This is a genomic window from Ruegeria sp. D7 (assembly GCF_056534355.1).
The window spans coordinates 56,042-75,787 of record NZ_JBQFPG010000003.1 but is presented as its reverse complement, the minus strand read 5'-3'; the positions used below and the strand labels follow the sequence as shown (position 1 = coordinate 75,787).

At 58.4% G+C, this 19,746-nt stretch carries 25 protein-coding genes; 17 read left to right on the top strand and 8 right to left on the bottom strand.

Annotated elements, in window-relative coordinates; all coding sequences use genetic code 11:
* Positions 1-110 precede the first annotated feature (110 nt).
* Positions 111-686: a LabA-like NYN domain-containing protein gene (locus ACRZ9U_RS05320; protein ID WP_039541714.1), complete on the bottom strand. Its 576-nt coding sequence runs from the start codon at positions 684-686 to the stop codon at positions 111-113.
* 126 nt (positions 687-812) lie between these two features.
* On the opposite strand from ACRZ9U_RS05320, the gene folK reads away from it, so the two are divergent.
* The 15 genes from folK (at position 813) to ACRZ9U_RS05245 (ending at position 11,833) form a co-directional block, all read left to right on the top strand.
* Complete coding sequence (folK, locus tag ACRZ9U_RS05315) at positions 813-1,394, top strand: 2-amino-4-hydroxy-6-hydroxymethyldihydropteridine diphosphokinase (RefSeq protein WP_170402313.1); 582 nt, start codon at positions 813-815, stop codon at positions 1,392-1,394.
* A 94-nt stretch (positions 1,395-1,488) separates the two neighbouring features.
* Complete coding sequence (gene rpoZ, locus ACRZ9U_RS05310; RefSeq protein WP_010437681.1) at positions 1,489-1,842, top strand: DNA-directed RNA polymerase subunit omega; 354 nt, start codon at positions 1,489-1,491, stop codon at positions 1,840-1,842.
* Positions 1,843-1,867: 25 nt separating this feature from the next.
* On the top strand, positions 1,868-4,000 hold the full coding sequence (locus ACRZ9U_RS05305; protein WP_170402310.1) for a RelA/SpoT family protein: 2,133 nt from the start codon (positions 1,868-1,870) through the stop codon (positions 3,998-4,000).
* Positions 4,001-4,016: 16 nt separating this feature from the next.
* On the top strand, positions 4,017-4,715 hold the full coding sequence (locus ACRZ9U_RS05300; RefSeq protein ID WP_170392618.1) for a DUF2062 domain-containing protein: 699 nt from the start codon (positions 4,017-4,019) through the stop codon (positions 4,713-4,715).
* Complete coding sequence (locus ACRZ9U_RS05295) at positions 4,708-5,454, top strand: pyridoxine 5'-phosphate synthase (protein WP_170392617.1); 747 nt, start codon at positions 4,708-4,710, stop codon at positions 5,452-5,454. The genes ACRZ9U_RS05300 and ACRZ9U_RS05295 overlap by 8 nt, the downstream gene beginning before the upstream one ends.
* Positions 5,451-6,074 (top strand): LysE family translocator, encoded by a 624-nt coding sequence (locus ACRZ9U_RS05290; RefSeq protein WP_170736975.1) that lies wholly within the window; start codon positions 5,451-5,453, stop codon positions 6,072-6,074. Before ACRZ9U_RS05295 ends, ACRZ9U_RS05290 begins: the two co-directional genes overlap by 4 nt.
* Before the next feature lie 16 nt (positions 6,075-6,090).
* On the top strand, positions 6,091-6,417 hold the full coding sequence (locus tag ACRZ9U_RS05285; RefSeq protein WP_170392615.1) for a Dabb family protein: 327 nt from the start codon (positions 6,091-6,093) through the stop codon (positions 6,415-6,417).
* A 16-nt stretch (positions 6,418-6,433) separates the two neighbouring features.
* On the top strand, positions 6,434-7,411 hold the full coding sequence (locus ACRZ9U_RS05280) for an NADPH:quinone reductase (protein ID WP_480901358.1): 978 nt from the start codon (positions 6,434-6,436) through the stop codon (positions 7,409-7,411).
* A gap of 1 nt (position 7,412) precedes the next feature.
* Complete coding sequence (acpS, locus tag ACRZ9U_RS05275) at positions 7,413-7,832, top strand: holo-ACP synthase (protein ID WP_170392613.1); 420 nt, start codon at positions 7,413-7,415, stop codon at positions 7,830-7,832.
* Between the two features lie 59 nt (positions 7,833-7,891).
* Entirely contained in the window at positions 7,892-8,731 is an 840-nt protein-coding gene (gene lepB, locus ACRZ9U_RS05270) for a signal peptidase I (RefSeq protein WP_170402301.1), read from the top strand.
* Entirely contained in the window at positions 8,728-9,405 is a 678-nt protein-coding gene (gene rnc / locus ACRZ9U_RS05265; protein WP_170402298.1) for a ribonuclease III, read from the top strand. The genes lepB and rnc overlap by 4 nt, the downstream gene beginning before the upstream one ends.
* A gap of 19 nt (positions 9,406-9,424) precedes the next feature.
* Positions 9,425-9,937: a GNAT family N-acetyltransferase gene (locus tag ACRZ9U_RS05260; protein ID WP_170402295.1), complete on the top strand. Its 513-nt coding sequence runs from the start codon at positions 9,425-9,427 to the stop codon at positions 9,935-9,937.
* A 168-nt stretch (positions 9,938-10,105) separates the two neighbouring features.
* Positions 10,106-11,014, top strand: a complete 909-nt coding sequence (gene era, locus ACRZ9U_RS05255) for a GTPase Era (RefSeq protein ID WP_170392609.1) — start codon at positions 10,106-10,108, stop codon at positions 11,012-11,014.
* A 55-nt stretch (positions 11,015-11,069) separates the two neighbouring features.
* Positions 11,070-11,399 carry a DUF1491 family protein gene (locus tag ACRZ9U_RS05250; RefSeq protein WP_170402292.1) on the top strand — a complete coding sequence of 110 codons (330 nt, stop codon included), beginning with the start codon at positions 11,070-11,072 and terminating at the stop codon, positions 11,397-11,399.
* 110 nt (positions 11,400-11,509) lie between these two features.
* The gene (locus tag ACRZ9U_RS05245; RefSeq protein ID WP_170392607.1) at positions 11,510-11,833 is read left to right on the top strand and encodes a SemiSWEET transporter; all 324 of its coding nucleotides are present in this window, start codon (positions 11,510-11,512) and stop codon (positions 11,831-11,833) included.
* Between the two features lie 9 nt (positions 11,834-11,842).
* Here the strand turns inward: ACRZ9U_RS05245 and ACRZ9U_RS05240 are convergent, their stop codons facing one another.
* Positions 11,843-12,232 carry a VOC family protein gene (locus ACRZ9U_RS05240; protein ID WP_170402289.1) on the bottom strand — a complete coding sequence of 130 codons (390 nt, stop codon included), beginning with the start codon at positions 12,230-12,232 and terminating at the stop codon, positions 11,843-11,845.
* Positions 12,233-12,400: 168 nt separating this feature from the next.
* Between ACRZ9U_RS05240 and recO the strand changes: the two genes are divergently transcribed.
* On the top strand, positions 12,401-13,126 hold the full coding sequence (recO, locus tag ACRZ9U_RS05235) for a DNA repair protein RecO (protein WP_170392605.1): 726 nt from the start codon (positions 12,401-12,403) through the stop codon (positions 13,124-13,126).
* Here the strand turns inward: recO and ACRZ9U_RS05230 are convergent.
* The 3 genes from ACRZ9U_RS05230 to ACRZ9U_RS05220 form a co-directional block, all read right to left on the bottom strand.
* Positions 13,110-13,502, bottom strand: coding sequence for an META domain-containing protein (locus tag ACRZ9U_RS05230; protein WP_170402286.1), 393 nt, complete (start codon positions 13,500-13,502; stop codon positions 13,110-13,112). The two genes, recO and ACRZ9U_RS05230, sit on opposite strands and share 17 nt — an antisense overlap.
* Positions 13,503-13,514: 12 nt before the next feature.
* Positions 13,515-14,057, bottom strand: coding sequence for a hypothetical protein (locus tag ACRZ9U_RS05225; protein ID WP_170402284.1), 543 nt, complete (start codon positions 14,055-14,057; stop codon positions 13,515-13,517).
* A gap of 216 nt (positions 14,058-14,273) precedes the next feature.
* Complete coding sequence (locus tag ACRZ9U_RS05220) at positions 14,274-15,965, bottom strand: acyl-CoA dehydrogenase family protein (RefSeq protein ID WP_170402281.1); 1,692 nt, start codon at positions 15,963-15,965, stop codon at positions 14,274-14,276.
* 144 nt (positions 15,966-16,109) lie between these two features.
* Here ACRZ9U_RS05220 and ACRZ9U_RS05215 point away from each other — a divergent pair, with 144 nt between their 5' ends.
* Positions 16,110-16,874, top strand: coding sequence for a sulfite exporter TauE/SafE family protein (locus tag ACRZ9U_RS05215; RefSeq protein WP_170402277.1), 765 nt, complete (start codon positions 16,110-16,112; stop codon positions 16,872-16,874).
* On the opposite strand, the gene ACRZ9U_RS05210 is transcribed toward ACRZ9U_RS05215, so the two are convergent.
* The 3 genes from ACRZ9U_RS05210 to ACRZ9U_RS05200 all read right to left on the bottom strand — a co-directional run bounded on the left by ACRZ9U_RS05210 (position 16,871) and on the right by ACRZ9U_RS05200 (position 19,657).
* Positions 16,871-17,413: a hypothetical protein gene (locus ACRZ9U_RS05210; protein WP_255611805.1), complete on the bottom strand. Its 543-nt coding sequence runs from the start codon at positions 17,411-17,413 to the stop codon at positions 16,871-16,873. The two genes, ACRZ9U_RS05215 and ACRZ9U_RS05210, sit on opposite strands and share 4 nt — an antisense overlap.
* A gap of 32 nt (positions 17,414-17,445) precedes the next feature.
* Positions 17,446-17,736, bottom strand: a complete 291-nt coding sequence (locus ACRZ9U_RS05205) for a hypothetical protein (RefSeq protein WP_170402274.1) — start codon at positions 17,734-17,736, stop codon at positions 17,446-17,448.
* A 322-nt stretch (positions 17,737-18,058) separates the two neighbouring features.
* A complete protein-coding gene (locus ACRZ9U_RS05200; RefSeq protein ID WP_170402270.1) occupies positions 18,059-19,657 on the bottom strand; it encodes a phosphoenolpyruvate carboxykinase in 1,599 nt (532 codons plus the stop codon).
* Positions 19,658-19,746: the final 89 nt, after the last annotated feature.

Sequence of the window (19,746 nt, the reverse complement as noted above, 5' to 3'; positions counted from 1 at the left end):
CAAGGGTGTTTTCAGCACCTATACCTTTAAAGTCGCGCGGCCAGGGCTTCTGGCCCTGGCCGCGCATATTCTTGCCAACCCCCATTGGTGAGTGGTGGGGTTTGGTGGGGTCAGTGCCCGCCTGCAGCTGCGACGCTGCGGGGTTCAGTCGGCATCTCGCGCGGAGGGCGGCCGATCACGTCGCGCAGATCCTCCAACTCGATGAAGTTATCGGCCTGGCGGCGCAGTTCGTCCGAGATCATCGGCGGCTGGCTACGGATGGTCGAAACAACGGAAACACGTACGCCCTGCCGTTGCAGGCTTGCGATCAGCGGGCGGAAATCCCCATCGCCCGAAAACAGTACGATATGATCAACGCGTGGTGCCAGTTCCATGGCATCGACGGTAAGCTCGATATCCATGTTTCCCTTGACCTTCCGACGCCCCATGCTGTCGGTGTATTCCTTGGCCGGTTTGGTGACCATGGTGAAGCCATTATAGTGCAGCCAGTCCACCAGAGGCCGGATCGGGGAATACTCGTCATTTTCCAGTAGCGCTGTGTAGTAGAAAGCTCTAAGCAGTTTGCCTCTGCGCATAAATTCCTGACGCAGCAACTTGTAGTCGATGTCAAACCCCAGTGCTTTGGCGGCTGCATAAAGATTCGAGCCGTCGATGAACAGCGCTAGCCGTTCGTCCTTGTAAAACATAAAATGGTCCTTCCGGTATAAGCCACCGCACCGTGAGCTCCGTGAGTGATAAAGTAATAGGTCAGTGCAATGGTGTCCTTAAAATAGGTGTTTTAGGCTTTATCGCAAGTATTCTCTGGTCCGAATATGGGGTCTGAAGTGGACAAAACCTTGTCAAAAGCGGTCATTGCCCTAGGGGCAAATCTCAGTCTGAGAGGTTGTGGGCCCAAGGTGACACTTGAGCGGTCGCTGATCGCGATGGCCGAGGCGGGCTTGGTGATTCGCAAGACAAGCCAGTTTTTTGCCACCCCATGCTTTCCGGCAGGGGCAGGGCCGGACTATGTCAACGCAGCGGTTTTGATCGAATCGGACCTCACGCCACAGGGTGTTCTGGACCTGCTGCACCGCATCGAACATGATTTTGAGCGCGCCCGTGAACAGCGTTGGGGCATGCGCACTCTGGACCTCGATCTGGTCTGTTGGGATGAACTTGTGCTGCCGGATGACGCCGAATTTCAGCGCTGGCTGACCCTTCCCCCCGAAGATCAAACCAAATCTGCGCCGGAACACCTTATCCTGCCCCATCCGCGCTTGCAGGACCGCGCTTTTGTGCTTGTTCCCATGATGGATGTCGCCCCCGATTGGCGCCATCCCGTTCTGGACCGGACAGTGACGCAGATGGTTGCAGCCTTGCCGCCCGATGAGGTGGCAGAGGTCAAGCCTCTGTGATCCTCGCATTTGCGGCATTTCTTGCTTGTCAAGGCGGGGATTCGCGCTTAGATAAACCCCTTCCTGCCACGGATTCATTTACGGAGAGCGCCCCATGGCCCGCGTTACGGTCGAAGATTGTGTAGACAAGGTCCCGAACCGGTTCGAACTGGTGATGCTTGCAGCCCACCGGGCGCGCGAGATTTCTGCTGGTGGCCCGATCACCGTTGACCGCGATAACGACAAGAACCCTGTCGTCTCGCTACGCGAAATCGCCGACGAAACCCAAAGCGCTGATGAGCTGCGCGAGCGTCTGATCGAAGCCAACCAGACCCAGATCGAGGTTGATGAGCCCGAAGAAGATCAGATGGCCCTGCTGATGGGTGCGGAATCTGACAAGCCTGCGGATGACGACATGTCGGAAGAAAAGCTCCTGCGCGCTCTGATGGAGGCCCAGGGCCAGGGGTAACCCAAGCGACAAAGGTGCGGACCGGATGATTTCAGAAGAAGACCTGATTGCGCTGGTCCGCAATTACAATCCCAAGACAAATGCCGACCGCATCGAAAGGGCCTATGAATTTGGGCAACAGATGCATGAAGGCCAGTTCCGCCATTCCGGCGAGCCCTATTTCTCTCATCCCGTTGCAGTTGCCGCCATCCTGACTGAACAGCGTCTGGATGATGCAACCATTATAACGGCCCTGTTGCACGACACGATCGAAGACACCAAAGCCAGTTATGGCAAGGTCACCGAACTGTTCGGGGATGAGGTCGCCAAGTTGGTCGATGGCGTCACCAAGCTGACCAACCTGCAGCTGTCCAGCCGTGAGACCAAACAGGCCGAGAATTTCCGCAAGCTGTTCATGGCCATGTCCAAGGACCTTCGGGTTATTCTGGTCAAACTCGCCGACCGCCTGCACAACATGCGCACGATCAAGGCGATGCGCCCTGAAAAGCAGGTGCAAAAAGCGCGTGAGACAATGGATATTTACGCGCCGCTTGCGGGCCGGATGGGGATGCAATGGATGCGCGAGGAACTCGAAGACCTTGCCTTCCGCGTCCTGAACCCCGAAGGCCGCCAATCGATCATCCGCCGTTTTATCACTCTGCAACGCGAAACCGGCGACGTGATCCATCGCATCACCGGCGACATGCGGCACGAATTGGAAAAGGTGGGCATTGAAGCCGAAGTCTTTGGTCGCGCCAAGAAACCCTATTCGATCTGGCGCAAGATGCAGGAAAAGGATCAGGGTTTCTCACGTCTGTCCGACATCTACGGGTTCCGCATCATCACCCAGACCGAAGAAGACTGCTATCGCACACTCGGTGCCATCCACCAGCGCTGGCGCGCCGTGCCAGGGCGATTCAAGGACTATATCAGCCAGCCGAAATCGAACGGTTATCGCTCGATCCACACAACGGTTTCGGGGCGCGACGGCAAACGGGTCGAGGTCCAGATCCGCACTCGTCAGATGCACGATGTGGCCGAAACCGGCGTTGCAGCGCACTGGTCCTATCGCGACGGTGTGCGGTCCGAAAACCCCTTTGCGGTTGACCCGGCAAAGTGGATCGCAAACCTGACCGAGCAATTCGACAGTGAGGATGATCATGAGGATTTCCTCGAAGCTGTGAAGCTCGAGATGTATTCGGACCAGGTGTTCTGCTTCACCCCCAAGGGCGATGTGGTGAAACTGCCGCGTGGGGCGACGCCGATTGATTTTGCTTACGCAATCCACACCCGCATTGGTCATGCCTGCGTGGGGGCCAAGGTTGATGGCATTCGTGTGCCGCTCTGGACCCGGCTCAAGAACGGTCAATCGGTGGACATCATCACCGCCGATGGCCAGAGCCCGCAGGTCACTTGGCTTGAGATCGCGGTTACCGGCAAAGCCCGCACCTCGATCCGCCGCGCGTTGCGCGAGGTCGACCGGGAACGCTTCATCAAGCTGGGTAAGGAACTGGCCCGCGCCGGGTTCGAAAACCTGGGCCGCAAAGCCACCGACAAGGCGCTGGAAACCGCTGCCAAACACCTGCGTTTAAAAGATCGGGACGAGTTGCTGGCCCGTCTGGGCAGTGCCGAATTGACCGCCCATGAGGTGGTCGAAGCGGTATATCCCGAACTCACCAAGGATGATGGCGACGCGATCTCGCCCCGTCGCGCTGTGATCGGGCTTGAACCGGGCCAGAAATTCGATCGTGCCCCCTGTTGCCAGCCACTGCCGGGCGAGCGCATCGTCGGAATTACATATCGCGGCAAGGGTGTTGTCGTGCACGCCATCGACTGCGATCGCCTGACCGAGTTTGAAAATGAACCCGAGCGCTGGGTTGATCTGCACTGGCATTCGGGCACCCACCCCGCCGTCTATGGCGCGACGCTGGATTTGACCATCGGCAATGATGCCGGGGTGCTGGGGCGTATTTGCACATTGATCGGCGAGAAAAAGGCCAATATCTCGAACCTCGAATTTGTCGACCGCAAACCGGATTTTTATCGGCTGATGATCAATGTCGAACTTCGCGATCTTGAACAGCTGCATTCGCTGATGCTGATGCTCGAGGCTGAAAGCGACGTTGCTGCGGTCGAACGGTACCGGGAAAGTGCGAAACCCGCCGTTGCGGCTGGCTGAGAAGGGGTGATCACGAGTGGTTTTCAAGCGCCGAGATCGCCGCTCGCCTGTCCAAGTCGCGTCAGAGTTCGTCTATCCGCGCGGCGGATGGACCCGTGCCTTTCACTATGTCAAACATCGGGTTCGGCGCCTGCCTGACAGCCCGGAACGCATCGCGCGTGGCATCGGGGCAGGGGTGTTTGCCTCGTTCACGCCTTTCTATGGCTTGCATTTCCTGGTCGCCGCCGTGCTGGCGCGGCTGCTGAACGGCAACATTCTTGCCGCGCTCAGCGGCACGTTCTTTGGCAATCCCCTGACCTATGTGCCGATCGCGGTCATAAGCCTGCAAACCGGGCATTTCCTGCTGGGGACCAAGTTCCGCAAAGACGATACCGATGGGTTGATGGGGAAATTTGCGGATGCGATGGGCGATCTCAAGGACAATTGCATCGCTATGTTCACCCATCGCGAGGCGGACTGGCACGGGCTTAGCCGGTTCTATGACGATGTGTTCTTTCCTTATATGATCGGCGGGGTCATTCCAGGCATCGTGGCCGGAGTGATCTGCGCCTATCTTAGCCTGCCGCTTATCCGTACTTATCAGCAACGTCGCCGCGCCAGAATCAAAGCGAAGTTTGAACAAATTAAACGCCTTGCTCAGGCAGAGGCTGACGTTCCCCCGACAAAACCACTAGGCTCGACCTCAGGGACAATGAAGGATTCGAAAGATGTCTGACAACCGTTTGCGTCTGGGCGTGAATATCGACCACGTAGCCACCGTGCGGAATGCGCGCGGCGGGGCCTATCCGGACCCACTACGCGCCGCCCGGATCGCGGAAGAGGCCGGGGCCGACGGCATCACAGCACATCTGCGCGAAGATCGCCGCCACATCTCGGACGCCGATATCGACGGGTTGATGGAGATCCTGTCGGTGCCGCTCAACTTCGAGATGGCCGCAACGGACGAGATGCAGAAAATCGCTCTGCGCCACAAGCCGCACGCCGTCTGCATCGTTCCCGAAAAGCGCGAGGAACGCACAACCGAAGGGGGGTTAGAAGTCGCGCGCGAGGAAAATAAGCTGGCCCATTTCATTGCGCCCTTGCGCGATGTGGGCTGCCGCGTGTCCATCTTCATCGCCGCCGACCAGCGCCAGATCGACGCCGCCCACCGCATCGGGGCTGAGGTGATCGAACTGCACACCGGTGCCTATTGCGATTTCCACGCCGAAGGCAAACTGGACGACGCCGCGCGCGAACTGGAAGCCCTGCGCGAGATGTCCGCCTATGCCCATTCGCTGGGTCTTGAAGTTCATGCGGGTCACGGGCTGACTTACGACACCGTGCAACCGGTGGCGGCCTTCCCTGAAGTGCGAGAGCTGAATATCGGCCACTTCCTGATCGGCGAGGCCATCTTTCGCGGCCTCACCCCTGCGGTTCACGAAATGCGCCGCCTGATGGACGAGGCGCGGGCATGATCACACCAGGCTTTGTGGCGATCTGGTTTGCATGGCTCATGGCCGGGGGCTCTCCGGGCCCTGCCACCATGGGCATCGCCGGAACCGCCATGAACGAAGGCCGCACCGCCGGTCTGGCCTTTGCGCTGGGCATCTGCGCCGGGTCCGCCGCGTGGGGCATCGCCGCCGCACTGGGGCTGTCGGCGATCATGCTGGCCAATGTCTGGGTGTTCGAGGTGATCCGCTATATCGGCGTCGCTTATCTGGGCTGGCTGGCGCTCAAGGCGCTACGTCGCGCGCTGACTTCGGATGAAGTGGCGCTGGGCAATCCGGTCACCGGCTCATTGGGTACGATATTTGCCAAAGGTGCGGCAATCCACCTGACCAACCCCAAGGCGATCCTCAGCTGGGGCTCGATCTACGCCATAGTTGCGCCAAATGACGCCAGCCTTGCTATGCTGCTGGGTTATTTCGCCATGTTTTATGCGGGTTCACTGCTGATCTTCATCGGCTACGCCTTCTTGTTTTCGTCTGCGCGCATGGTCAACGCCTATCGCCGCGCCCGCCGCTGGTTTGATTTTGCCTTCGCGGGTTTCTTTGGCGTGGCCAGCTACAAGATTCTCACGGTGCGCCTGTCATGACCTCTGAGGTGCAAGGATGATCCGCCATTGCGTGATGCTGCGACTCAAGCCTGATCACGACACCGCAGAGCTTGCCGCTGTGATGGATGGGCTGGGCGTGGTCGCAGACCGTTTGTCTGGCTGCGGTGGCTTCATCCACGGCCCCAACCGCGATTTTGAGGCAAAATCCCCAAGCTATCCCTACGGCTTCACGCTGGATTTCGCGGCTCAGGCCGACCTACAGCGCTACGCCAGTGACGAAACCCACCAGCAACTTGGCGCACGGCTTGTCGCGCTGTGCGTGGATGGGGCCGAGGGCGTCTTGGTGTTCGATCTGGAAACGCCCGACGCGGCTGACCAATAGGAGACGAGGGACTGTCATGAAAGCAATCACCTATCGCGGATTTGGTGCGGCGGCGGATGTCCTTGAGTTGGTCGACCTGCCCACGCCCAACCCCGACCCAGGCGACGTTCTTGTCCGGGTCCATGCCAGCGGCATCAACCCCTCAGACGTCAAGCTGCGCGGCGGCGCGCGCCCTGGCGCTGTGATGCAATACCCGATGGTTGTTCCCCACTCGGACGGGGCCGGAGTGATTGAGGCCGTAGGCGAAGGGGTCGATCCCGCGCGCGTCGGCGAACGTGTCTGGATCTGGAACGGCCAATGGCAACGCGCTTTTGGCACTGGGGCCGAATACATCGCGCTCCCCTCCGAACAGGCCGTATTCCTTCCAGATACGACCGGCTTCGCCGAGGGCGCGTGTTTTGGTATCCCCGCCTTGACTGCATGGTACGCGCTCTATTGTGACGGACCGATCACTGACCAGACCGTGCTTGTGACCGGCGGCGCAGGCACGGTCGGACGCTACGCCTGCCAGATGGCCGCACTGGGCGGCGCACGCGTTATCACAACGGTCAGTTCAGATGAAAAAGCCGCCCATTCCGGCGCGTCCGAATGGATCAACTACCGCACGCAAGACGTGGCCGAGGCGGCGATGGACATGACCAACGGCGCAGGCATAGACCGCATTGTCGAGGTTGATTTCGCCGCCAACCAACCCGCTTCCCTTTCTATGATCCGCCCCGGTGGCACCATCGCCAGCTATGCCTCGGCTTCGCAAATGAAGCCCGAACTGGATTTCTATGGCTTCATGTTCAAGAACATCCGCCTGCATATGCTGATCGTCTACCAACTCGACGCCGCGGCCCGCCGTCGTGGCGAGGCGCAGTTGGGCCAGTGGCTGGAACAAGGCGCACTGTCGCACGCCGTCGTCCCCGGCGGAGGGCTGATGGATGCGGCAAATGCACACGCAATGGTCGAGGCGGGGCAAAAGCTCGGGACCGTTGTGTTGGAGGTCTGACATGATCCTCGGTATCGGCACCGACCTCGCTAATATTGACCGCATTCAGGGCACGCTCGACCGGTTCGGCGACCGCTTCCGTAACCGTGTCTTCACTGAAACCGAACAACGCAAGGCTGAGCGTCGCGCCGATACTGCGGGCACCTACGCCAAACGCTGGGCCGCGAAAGAGGCGTGCTCGAAGGCGTTAGGCACCGGCCTGCGGATGGGGATCGCTTGGAAAGATATGGCGGTGACCAACCTGCGCACGGGTCAGCCCGTTATGCATGTCACCGGCTGGGCCGCCGAGCGTCTGAAAGAAATGACTCCCGAAGGCCACGAGGCGATCATCCACGTCACCCTGACCGATGATCATCCCTGGGCGCAGGCCTTTGTGGTGATCGAGGCCCGTCCGCTGCAAGAAGCGCCCGCGCAGCCTTGACTTGCCTCCACCCGACACGCATGTAGCACCCCAACCACGCATAGACTGGAGAGAGCAGTATGGCCGAGGAAGCCAAATCCGGAAACGCCGTCTGGGAGACGATCAAAACCATCGTCTATGCCCTGCTGATCGCGGGCGTTTTCCGCACGCTTTTCTTTCAGCCGTTCTGGATTCCCTCAGGCTCCATGAAGCAGACGCTGCTGATCGGTGATTTCCTCTTCGTCAATAAGATGGCCTATGGCTATTCCTACGCGTCCTGCCCTAGCCTGATCATCCCCAGCATCGGCCTGAATATCGATGCCGAGGATGTGTGCGGTTGGATGCAGGGTGATGACGACTCCCGTCTGCTGGGTGGCGATCCCGAGCGCGGCGATGTCATCGTCTTCCGCCATCCGGTGACAGGGCGCGACTATATCAAGCGACTGATCGGCCTGCCGGGTGATCGTATCCAGATTCGTGAAGGTCAAATCATCCTCAACGACACTCCTGTGCCGCAGCAACCCGACGGTGTGTTCACCGAAGTTGCTGAACCGCAGGGCCCACAAGGCCTGCGCCCGCGCTGTTCCAACGGTCCCGTCGGGATTGGCGGTGTTTGCGAAAAGAACCGCCTGATCGAGACCCTGCCAAATGGCGTGTCCTACGACGTGCTGAACATCGGCTATCAGGGCTCCGACAATACCGGGGTCTATACCGTACCCGAGGGCCACTATTTCTTCATGGGCGACAACCGCGACAACTCGGCCGACAGCCGTCTGCCGCAATCCGCCGGTGGCGTGGGCTATGTTCCTTACGAAAACCTGATCGGTCGCGCCGACAGGATCATGTTCTCCTCCGCTGGCCGGTCCATGCTGTTCTTCTGGACATGGCGCGGTGACCGCTTCTTCAAGGCGGTCAATTGAAGCTATCGGCTGAGATAAGGGCGTTCCAGCAGCGCTTGGGGTATGAGTTTTCCGACCCTGAACTGCTGGTGCGTGCGCTGACCCACGGCTCGGTGTCCTCTGCCACGCGCCCCGACAATCAGCGTCTTGAATTTTTGGGCGACCGCGTCCTGGGTCTCGTCATGGCCACTGCTTTGCTTGAGGCCGACAAGAAAGCTTCCGAAGGCCAACTGGCCCCCCGTTTCAACGCGCTGGTGCGCAAGGAAGCCTGCGCCGATGTGGCCCGCCAGATTGATCTGGGTGCGGTGCTGAAACTGGGCCGGTCCGAGATGCTGTCCGGAGGTCGTCGCAAGCAGGCCTTGCTGGGCGACGCGATGGAGGCGGTCATCGCGGCCATCTACCGCGACGCAGGGTTCGAGGCTGCCCGAGACGTGATCCTCGCCCTCTGGGGCGATCGCATCCACAAGGTCGAGGCCGACGCCCGCGATGCAAAAACCGCCCTGCAGGAATGGGCACAGGCCCGCGGCCAGAAACCACCCAGCTATGTCGAGGTCAAACGCACCGGCCCTGACCATGCCCCGATCTTCACGATCGCCGCTCGTCTGCAGAATGGTACCGAAGCTCAGGCCACCGCAGGCTCCAAGCGACAGGCCGAACAGGCAGCGGCAAAGGCGTTGTTGGAACAGTTGTCTTGATCCGTTTTGCGGCCAGATCATGAAGATCAGACCCGCCCAGAAATCCGATGCCGCCAGCCTCGCCGCCTTGTCGATTGAGGTCTGGATCGGAACCTATCTAAAGCGTGGTGTGAACGCCTTCTTTGCCGAATTCGCACTGTCCGAATTCACAACCGCCCGGTTCGAAGCCATATTGGACGACGGCCAAGATCTCTTGATGGTTTCTGAAAACGAAGACGGGATCGACGGCTATATTCGGCTTGCGGAAAGTCGCGCCGCACCCGTGGACGGGCTTTCTGACCTAGAAATCGTAACGTTCTACGTCCAGCCCCGCCATCATGGTAAAGGCATCGGCTCAGCGCTGCTGGACGTCGCGGTCGACTACATGCATGAAAAAGGGCACCCGTCGATTTGGCTGACAACCAATTCCGAGAACACGCCCGCAATCGACTTCTATATAGCCAAAGGGTTCCGGCAGGTCGGAGTCACAGATTTTCGGATCGGGGACCAAGCCTATCCGAACCAAGTTCTGGCGTTGAACACTACAACCTGATCGCGCGATCAAGCCCGGCCAATGCCGGCACCGGCCGACCGGGCAGCGTCGCCCTATGGGCCGCAGACTGGCCTTCGCTCACTGATATCCGCAATGCGACAAATCCCTCTGGCCCGTCCGCGCATTCTGCTATAGGGGTGCGCACTTGCAAACAGGATCGCAGGACACATGAGCACACGCGCCGGATTTATCGCCCTGATCGGAGAGCCCAACGCAGGCAAATCCACCCTTCTGAACCGCATGGTCGGGGCCAAGGTCTCGATCGTGACGCATAAGGTGCAAACCACCCGTGCTCGCATCCGTGGCGTGGCGATGGAGGGCGATGCGCAACTGGTCTTTGTCGACACGCCGGGCCTCTTCAAACCACGCCGCCGTCTGGACCGTGCCATGGTCGCCGCCGCTTGGGGCGGGGCTGCGGATGCGGATGTGGTCGTGCTGATGATCGAGGCGCATCGCGGTATCACCGAAGGTGTCGAGCGCATCCTCGAAGGCCTGGAAGAGATCGGGCAGGGCCGCACCATCGCACTTGCGATCAACAAGATCGACAAGGTGCCCTCGGAAAAGCTGCTGGCGCTGACCAGTGACCTGAATGCGCGTTATCCCTTTGCCGAGACCTTCATGATCTCGGCCGAAAAAGGCCACGGTGTCGACGATTTGCGCAAATGGCTGGCCTCGGAACTGCCCGAAGGCCCGTGGCTCTATCCAGAAGACCAGATTGCGGATCTGCCTCTGCGCATGATCGCGGCTGAGATGACGCGCGAGAAACTGACCCTGCGCCTGCATCAGGAATTGCCTTACCAGCTGACCGTCGAAACCGAGAACTGGGAAGAGCGCAAGGACGGCTCGGCCAAGATCGATCAGGTCATCTATGTCATGCGTGATGGCCACAAAGGGATCGTGCTGGGCAAACGTGGTGAGACCATAAAGGCCGTCAGTCAGGCGGCGCGTGCCGAGCTGGAAGAGTTTTTGGACCGCAAGATTCACCTGTTCTTGCAGGTGAAAGTCCGGCCAAACTGGCTGGAGGAGTCCGAGCGCTACTCGGAAATGGGTCTGGATTTCAAAGACGGCAACGCATGACCCGGGCCAAGAATTTTCGTCGAAAATTCTCAACCCCTACGGAAAGGTCAGAACCATGACCCGGCTGACAGCTGAATTCTGGGTGCATGCCTATCTGGCGCGGCTGCGGTTTCAGGAAATACCGGCTTTTGTTGTGGCGCATGGGGATGACACCGCTGGGGCGGTGCTTATCAAACTCAACACACTCAACGGGCGGGCCGCAGCCTTTCAGCGCAGTTTTGATCTGATGAGCGGCGAGCGCAAATGGGTGGAGCTCTCATCCGGCGAAGAGGCAGACGTAGATGCCGCCATCACCCGCCAACGCAGTTTTGACCCCGACCTTTGGGTGATCGAGGTGGAAGACCGCCAAGGCAGGCACCTGCTGGGTGAAGAAGGTCTGGACTAACCCGCGCCAAATGATCTTGGACGTACGGCGCAAAGCGACTATTTTGCTTTGCAACCGGCTGAATGAAACGGCCCAATCTTCCGAGGGCCGCAGGAACAGGAGGGGGTTGAGTGGCTGAAACGCTTGCCCAGAAACTGGAAAACTCAAATCTCGGTCACTGGATGCAGCGGTTCGAGGGGTTCATGGTCTTCATCGGCGTCGTTGGCCCCTTCGCCACGCTTCCACAACTGATTAAGCTTTATTTCACCCACTCCGAACACGCGACCGGACAGTCGCTGCTGTCCTGGTCTCTGTATGCTGGGCTGTCGTTTTTGTGGTTCGCCTATGGGCTGGTGGTGGGCAAGTTGCCCATCTATGTGGGCAACGGTATCTCAATGGTGCTGAACCTGCTGATGGTTATCGGCATTCTGATTCACGCAGGTATGACGTTCTAGGGCGCGCGATCAGCCTGCATCGCTAAAATAGACAAAGCTCATCTTGTTGCCATCAGGATCGCGCGCATAAGCGCCATAGAAGTTCGGGCCATATTGAGGTCGATCTCCGGGATCACCTTCATTTGTTCCGCCATTGGCAAGAGCCTCCGCATGCACCTCGCGAACTTCCGCTTCGCTTTCGCAGAGCAAGCCAACCATGTTGCCGTTTCCAACCGTCGCGGCCTCTTTGTCAAAGGGCGTCGCGACCCACATGGACCCACCGCCCCGCAGCTCGTAACAAACAGCGTGGGGCATATATTCAGCAATAACCTTGCCGCCGATTTTGGGCACAACCGCATCGTAAAAGCTTCGCGCTTTGACGACATCATTTGAACCGATCATGACATAGTTAAGTGACATTTCTTAAATTCCTCCGTGTAGAACATAAAGTGAACACTATTGCGTGAACAGATGTCACGCAACGTGTTTTTGGTGTTCCACAGGGTCAACCTAACGCGTTTCTACCTTGAACCTGCAACGGCCATAAGATTTCCTGCGTATATATCTGGTGACCTAACGAGGCCAAACTTGGACTGGCGTGATCACGGCATTCTTCTGACCTCTCGCCGTCATGGTGAGACAGCGGCGATCATCGAGGTCTTTACCGAAGCCCATGGTCGTCACGCCGGCATTGTGCGCGGAGGCACCAGCCGCAAGATCGCCCCGATCTTGCAACCCGGCGCGCAACTGGACGTGCTTTGGCGCGCGCGGCTCGAAGAACATCTTGGTACCTTTCAGGTCGAACCCCTGCGTTCGCGTGCTGCAGCGGCGTTTTCAGGGCGGCTGGCGCTGGCCGGATTAAATGCGGTGGTGGCGCTGCTGTCCTTTTGCCTGCCCGAACGCGAGCCTCATCCGGCGATCTATCAGCAAACAGAACAGTTGATGGACCTGCTGGGTCAGGATGAGGTCTGGCCACTGGCCTATCTGCGCTGGGAACTGGCGCTGCTGGAAGAGCTGGGCTTTGGCTTGGATCTTTCGGCCTGCGCAGTGACAGGGGCGACCGAGGGGTTGGTCTATGTCTCTCCGAAAACCGGCCGCGCGGTCAGTGCGGCGGGGGCAGGGGACTGGGCCGATAAGCTGCTGCCTTTGCCCCCCTGCCTGCGCGGCGAAGGCGCGGCTCCGGATACCGAGATTGCTGAAGCCTTACGCACAACCGGGTATTTTCTGGAAAACCATCTGGCTCCGTCGCTGGGTCATACGCCGTTGCCGGACGCACGCGCGCGATTTGTGGCGCAGTTTACTCGGCGGCTTTGAACACCATTTCGTGCCCGTCCTCATTGCGCAGGATCAGCACATCGCCGGACACCTCGGACTGGGTCATCGCCATCAGTGCGGCGAAATAAAACCCCTCGGCTTCAAGCCCGGCGCAAGCCGCGCGGGTGGCGACAAGATCGGTGATCTCAAACCACGGGTAGGGTGCATTCAGTGTACCTGAATAAGTGTTGCACGGGGCATTGCCCTCAATCCGACCCTCTTCGGGGAATCGCAAAAGGGCGCTGGCCTCAAAAGGCTGCCCGTCGATCTCTTGCAAAGCCCATGTCTGATCCGCTGCGCCATAGGCGGCGACAGTCTCATCCTTGTCGCATTGGAACAGGGTCAAAAGGGGCAGGAACAAGGCCAGACGTAACATCGCAATATCCTGTCAGTAGGGGTTCACACCGCTGATTAACTCTTCGCGCACTTCAAGGCGGGGGCGCCAGTTGTATTTGGTGTCCTCGCGCACCTGATCCCAGTAAAGCACCCCGCTGTTGCGCCACGGGTCAAGGATGATGCCTTCATACATTGAATCTCCCTTAGCGCTGATCAGAGCCGAATGGTGGATGATCCGGAACGCAGTTGGAGGCGACGTGGCCCAGTGCAGGTCCAGCGTGCGAAAGTTCTCTTGCTTCAAACGCGTGGTCATGGCCTGCGCCCAATCATTGCACAGACCTTTTTCGCGAAATCCGTTGATGACCTTTGCGTTGTGGATGATGGCTGGATCGGTGACGTTCCAGTCCTGTTTCAGTTGATTGGAATAGGCATAAGATATCTCGGCTGCACGCCGCGCCTCGGCAGGGTCAACCTTGGGGTCAAGCTGCTGGATCGCTTGTGCCAACTGGTCCACATCATCGGGCCCGGTGTTTGGTGCCATGGCGCATCCGGCAAGGGCCATGCAGGTGGCCAAAACTGCGATGATGATCTTCACGCTCGATTCTCCTCTGGCCAGCTTGGGCGCTGGGTTTGGTTGACGCCCTTTACCCGATTTCTGCGCTCGATCCGAGGGGGAAGTTTCGCCCATTAAGCCCTGAAACCGAGTTGTACAACTCGGAAGAAATAGGCCTGAAGGTCCGTACAACACGGAAGAAAAAGAAAACCCGGCGCAAGGCCGGGTTCAGTTGGGGAAACCGCGTCGCTTCGGGCGTCAGCCCAGCAATCGACGCGCGATGACTTGCGCCTGTATTTCTGCGGCGCCTTCAAAGATATTTAGGATGCGCGCGTCACAAAGCACGCGGCTAATTTTGTATTCCAGAGCGAAGCCGTTGCCGCCATGAATCTGCAGCCCGTTATCCGCCGCAGCCCAAGCAACTCGAGCGCCCAGCAGCTTGGCCATCCCGGCCTCAAGGTCGCAACGTTGACCGTGATCTTTTTCCCAAGCAGAATAATAAGTTAGCTGTCGCGCGATCATGATCTCGACCGCCATCATCGCCAGCTTGCCCGAGACGCGAGGGAAATTGATCAGAGATTTGCCGAACTGCTTGCGGTCTTGTGCATATTGCATGGCAATGTCCAAAGCACTCTGCGCTACGCCGATGGCGCGGGCAGCCGTTTGGATGCGGGCAGACTCGAAGGTTTCCATTAACTGCTTGAAACCTTTGCCTTCTTCGCCGCCCAGCAGGTTTTCACCCTTCACTTCGAAGCCGTCAAATCCCAGCTCGTATTCCTTCATGCCACGATAACCCAACACCTCAATCTCACCACCAGTCATGCCGGGCGTGGGGAAGGGGTTCTCGTCGGTTCCAGGTGTCTTTTCGGCCAGGAACATGGACAGCCCACGATGATCGGTACTGTCGGGATTAGTCCGCGCCAACAAGGTCATAACATGGGTGCGCGCCGCGTGTGTGATCCATGTTTTATTTCCTGTTATCTTATAGTTACCATCTTCACCCTTGACGGCCCGCGTGCGCAGGCTGCCCAAATCCGATCCGGTATTGGGTTCAGTGAAAACAGCGGTTGGCAGGATCTCGGCGCTGGCCAGTTTTGGCAGCCAGTTGGCCTTTTGTTCATCCGTACCGCCCGCGATGATCAGTTCTGCGGCGATTTCGGACCGTGTGCCCAGAGAACCCACACCGATGTACCCGCGCGAAAGCTCTTCCGAGACCACACACATTGAGGCTTTGGATAGGCCGAACCCGCCGAATTCTTCGGGGATGGTCAGACCGAACACGCCCATCTCGGCCAGTTCCTCGATAATCTCGATTGGGATCAGTTCGTCCTTCAGGTGCCATTCATGGGCATTAGGCTCAACCTTTTCAACGGCATAGCGGCGAAACTGGTCTCGGATCATCTCCAGTTCTTCGTCCAGACCAGACGCACCAAACATGGTGGCACCGGACTGGTCCTGCATCAACTCAACCAGACGCGTTCGCGCGGCCTGAGAGTTGGCTTGCGCCATCAGTGTCTGCACTTCGCTGCATTGGAATCCCGACAGAGCATCCCAGCCAAGGCCAAGATCCTGCAAACGTACAACCTCGCCCTGGTTCATCGGAATACCACCGGCGATCTGATGCAAGTATTCCCCAAAGGCGATCTGATGCAACAGCTGCTCCATCTCGCCGAATTTACCCTCGGCCTGAAGCGCCTCGGCCCAGCGCTGCATCTGCTGCAGCGACTGGTGGTATGTGGCCAGCCAAGCCAGCCCATGGGCGGCTGTCTGATTGGCCTCGATCAGTGCGCCCGATATGCGACCTTCGCTTGTCACCTGCGCGCGAACCGATTCGACCGCCTTATTGAACACCGCTTGAACGCCGGGCAGGGCTGCTGCGCTGAGTGTTAGAAGATCGGGCAAAACCGCTGGCTGCGTCATGTTCGTCACATCCTGTCCGTCATGGGCCATGAATCACGTCCTCTGCTGGGTTGTCTGGTCATATCATGCTGCACATGCAGCGCAACAAAAATACGCAAATCATCCATAAAAAGTTCAAAAATTGCTTAGTGACTTTTGCAGTGCAGAAATTTTTTGGGCTGGTATGAAGGGTCGATGGGACTGTTTTCACTTATGTCGCCGCAGGATTTCTGTCTGGCTTTGGTCGTTGCCTTCGTCGCGGGCTGGGTCAAAGGCATGGTCGGTTTTGCCATGCCAATGGTGCTTGTTTCTGGTCTTAGCATGATGCTGCCGCCTGAGCTGGCGCTGGCAGGTCTAATCTTGCCCACGCTGGTGACCAATGGGCTGCAGGCCTTGCGGGAAGGTTTACCTGCGGCGGCGGCGTCAGTTCGAAAGTTCAAGGTATTTCTGAGCGTTGGACTGGTCTGTCTATTGGCCAGCGCGCAGCTGATCAACATCTTGTCGCCCAAGGCATTTCTGCTGATCTTAGGCGCACCAGTTTCGTTCTTCGCTCTGATGCAACTACTGGGGCTGAAACTGACGCTGCAAGCGCCCTCAATGCGGGTTGAGGCTATGGTGGGTGCGGTGGCCGGTGCTGTCGGCGGCATCTCGGGCGTTTGGGGACCACCAACCGTGGCCTATCTGACAGCCTTGAATACACCGAAGAAGGATCAGATGCGGGTACAGGGCGTGATATACGGTCTGGGCGCCGTGGCGCTTATTGTGGCGCATCTGGGTTCGGGTATTCTAAGGACTGACACAGCGGTGTTCTCAGCGCTGCTGATTATCCCTGCCTTGGTGGGAATGCGCGGCGGTCAGTTTCTGCAGGATCGTATCGATCAGGCACAGTTCCGCAAACTCACTCTGCTTGTACTGCTGATTGCAGGGCTGAACCTGCTGCGCAGGGGTCTTTTGGGTTAATTGCGTCTTTCAGCAAACCGAAAGGCGAAATAGAGGCCCAACATTAGGAAGAAAAGACCTGAGATATCACCGATCAGATAGGCGATATACTCGGCCGTTGCGCTGCCGAAGGCCATGTTGGTGAGAACGGACACCAATACCGATGTGATGATTCCAACGCCCATCACGCACAGCCAGCATGGCTTCCGATCGACGCGCGGAAACAAATCCCAGCCCAACGCCTTGCAGACATAAAAAACCGCTGGAACTGTGGTGACCGCGATAGTGATCGCCAGCAATCTGCTGGGCAGAAGAACATCCCAACCGCCCACAAGGGCAAAGACGATGGCAACGCCGGGCAACAGTGCGAATATCGCCCTCCATCCCAATAACCAGGCCGACAGGACCCGCACGCCGTGCGGCAGGAACAATAAGCTGGCATAGCTGGGGTATGCGGGAAAAAACACGTTCTGAAGCGGCATCAGCACCTGGAATGTTAGGAACGATGCAGCGACATAGGCCAAAGAGGCATAGAATGTTTCAGAGGCCCATCTGCGCACGGGGTCAGCCGATTACAGATCTGGGGTGGCGATCACCTGGGCGCATGAACCAGATACCGTCCGCGATTGGCGCCACCGCTTTGCGACAGATAACCCTTTTGAACCAGAGACTTCAGCGCGCGGAAAAATGTCGGGCGAGATACGCTTTTGACCAGCGTGTGTTCGATCAGACCAAAGGTGCGTACTTCGCGATCATCTTTCGACAGTTCTTCGGCGGCATAGTAGATGTCGCGCTCGACCGGTGAGAGTTCTTCCAGCCCAAGAGTGCGCTCCATGCTTTGCATCAATTTGCGCAGTTCGGTGAGTTTTGAGATTTCAGTCATTACTTGCCTATAGTTTCCGTGACGGACCGAGGCAGTTCGAAAGGCTGACCTTTGGAACACATCACGCCGACACCCATCCCCGTGTAGAAATAATCATTACCTTGTTGAACGGCCCGAGACATGATGTGAGTAAGCTAGCCCGGATCGCCCGATGTTCAAATTTAACAGAAGCCGCTGCCAAAGGACGCCGGGCTTCGAAGCGTCTTGGGTAAATTGCGATAGCGCATGTTGCACGTTATCGCAATGAACTTGTCTGTGTGCACACAAGGTGCCGAAGCGTAAGCTTTGGTGGGTCAGGGGCCATGATGGCCCCTGAATTCGATCAACCGATCGCGACAGCTTTGATGTCTTCGTCGATGAAGGGCAGGTACTGCTCGAAGTTTTCCGCGAACATGTGCACCAGCTTTTCCGCCTGTTTGTCGAACGCTTCCTGATCGTCCCAGGTTCGGCGCGGATCCAGCAAGACCTCGGGCACACCAGGGACAGAGACCGGCACATCGAAGCCGAAATTGGCGTCCTTGCGGAATTCCGCATCGGTCAGTGATCCTTCCAGCGCAGCCGTCAGCAGCGCGCGGGTGGCCTTGATTGGCATGCGGCTGCCCACGCCGTAGGCACCTCCAGTCCAGCCAGTGTTGACCAACCAGCAGGTCGCGCCATGCTGAGCAATCTTATCGCGTAGAAGGTTGCCATAAGCCTCTGGGCGGCGTGGCATAAAGGGCGCGCCAAAGCAGGTCGAGAAGGTGGGCTGCGGTTCGGTCACGCCACGTTCGGTCCCGGCGACCTTCGAGGTAAAGCCGGAAAGGAAGTGATACATCGCCTGCGCAGGCGTCAACCGCGCGATCGGAGGCAAAACGCCGAACGCATCGCAGGTCAACATGATGATGTTCTTAGGGTGCCCACCCAATGCAGTTTTCGACGCGTTGGAGATGTATTCCAACGGGTAGGCGCAGCGCATATTCGCAGTCAGAGAGTCGTCGTTGAAATCCAGCTCTTTGGTCTCGGGATCAAAAACCATGTTCTCGATCACGGTGCCAAATTTCGAGGTGGTGGCGTAGATTTCTGGTTCGGCCTCGGCGTTCAGGTTGATGGTCTTGGCATAGCAACCACCTTCAAAGTTGAAGGTGCCTCGATCTGACCAACCGTGTTCGTCATCACCGATCAAGGTGCGCGACGGGTCGGCAGACAGGGTGGTCTTGCCGGTGCCGGACAGGCCGAAGAACACGGCGGTGTCGACCGGGTTGCCAACCGCGTGGTTAGCCGAGCAGTGCATCGGCATCACGCCTTTTTCGGGCAGCATATAGTTCAGCAGGGTGAAGACGGACTTCTTGTTCTCGCCGGCGTATTCGGTGCCGCCGATCAGGATCAGCTTGCGATCAAAGTTCAGTGCAATCACCGTTTCGCTGCGGCAGCCATGCTTTTTGGGGTCCGCATGGAAGCTGGGACAGTTGATGATGGTAAAGTCAGCCGTGAAATCATCCAGATCCTCACGATCCGGGCGGCGCAGCAGGTGGCGGATGAACAGGTTGTGCCACGCCAGCTCGGTTACCATGCGCACATTGATCGAGTAGCTGGGATCAGCCCCGCCCACGAGGTCCTGCACGAAGTAGTCGCGGCCTTTCATATGGGTCAGCATATCTTCATAGAGCGCGTCAAAACCTTCAGGGCTCATGGCGGCGTTGTTTTCCCACCAGATGCTGTCGGCAACACTGTCTGTCTTGACGACATGCTTGTCCTTGGGTGAGCGGCCAGTGAATTTGCCGGTGGTGACCAGAAAGGCGCCGCCATTGCCAAGGGTGCCTTCGCCGCGCTTCAGCGCTTCTTCGATCAGCGCCGGTTCCATGAAGTTGTAATAGACATTGCCCAGACCCTCGATGCCCTGATCTTCGAGGCGGAATTGCGGGTTAACCCGTCCAGATGTCATGTGTGTCTTCTCCTGTGGCGGCGCGAGGGCCTTGGGCCGGGTGCACCATTGGGGCGGATACCGGAAAGAGCCGGCGGTCAAGCGCCTCT

Coding starts and splice junctions, on each gene's coding strand:
- rpoZ (WP_010437681.1), top strand. CDS start 1,489: ATGGCCCGCGTTACGGTCGAAGATTGTGTAGACAAGGTCCCGAACCGG.
- ACRZ9U_RS05305 (WP_170402310.1), top strand. CDS start 1,868: ATGATTTCAGAAGAAGACCTGATTGCGCTGGTCCGCAATTACAATCCC.
- ACRZ9U_RS05290 (WP_170736975.1), top strand. CDS start 5,451: ATGATCACACCAGGCTTTGTGGCGATCTGGTTTGCATGGCTCATGGCC.
- ACRZ9U_RS05285 (WP_170392615.1), top strand. CDS start 6,091: ATGATCCGCCATTGCGTGATGCTGCGACTCAAGCCTGATCACGACACC.
- ACRZ9U_RS05215 (WP_170402277.1), top strand. CDS start 16,110: ATGGGACTGTTTTCACTTATGTCGCCGCAGGATTTCTGTCTGGCTTTG.
- folK (WP_170402313.1), top strand. CDS start 813: ATGGGGTCTGAAGTGGACAAAACCTTGTCAAAAGCGGTCATTGCCCTA.
- ACRZ9U_RS05250 (WP_170402292.1), top strand. CDS start 11,070: ATGACCCGGCTGACAGCTGAATTCTGGGTGCATGCCTATCTGGCGCGG.
- ACRZ9U_RS05320 (WP_039541714.1), bottom strand. CDS start 686: ATGTTTTACAAGGACGAACGGCTAGCGCTGTTCATCGACGGCTCGAAT.
- acpS (WP_170392613.1), top strand. CDS start 7,413: ATGATCCTCGGTATCGGCACCGACCTCGCTAATATTGACCGCATTCAG.
- lepB (WP_170402301.1), top strand. CDS start 7,892: ATGGCCGAGGAAGCCAAATCCGGAAACGCCGTCTGGGAGACGATCAAA.
- ACRZ9U_RS05200 (WP_170402270.1), bottom strand. CDS start 19,657: ATGACATCTGGACGGGTTAACCCGCAATTCCGCCTCGAAGATCAGGGC.
- ACRZ9U_RS05280 (WP_480901358.1), top strand. CDS start 6,434: ATGAAAGCAATCACCTATCGCGGATTTGGTGCGGCGGCGGATGTCCTT.
- ACRZ9U_RS05220 (WP_170402281.1), bottom strand. CDS start 15,965: ATGGCCCATGACGGACAGGATGTGACGAACATGACGCAGCCAGCGGTT.
- ACRZ9U_RS05230 (WP_170402286.1), bottom strand. CDS start 13,502: ATGTTACGTCTGGCCTTGTTCCTGCCCCTTTTGACCCTGTTCCAATGC.
- ACRZ9U_RS05240 (WP_170402289.1), bottom strand. CDS start 12,232: ATGTCACTTAACTATGTCATGATCGGTTCAAATGATGTCGTCAAAGCG.
- ACRZ9U_RS05260 (WP_170402295.1), top strand. CDS start 9,425: ATGAAGATCAGACCCGCCCAGAAATCCGATGCCGCCAGCCTCGCCGCC.
- ACRZ9U_RS05295 (WP_170392617.1), top strand. CDS start 4,708: ATGTCTGACAACCGTTTGCGTCTGGGCGTGAATATCGACCACGTAGCC.
- ACRZ9U_RS05205 (WP_170402274.1), bottom strand. CDS start 17,736: ATGACTGAAATCTCAAAACTCACCGAACTGCGCAAATTGATGCAAAGC.
- era (WP_170392609.1), top strand. CDS start 10,106: ATGAGCACACGCGCCGGATTTATCGCCCTGATCGGAGAGCCCAACGCA.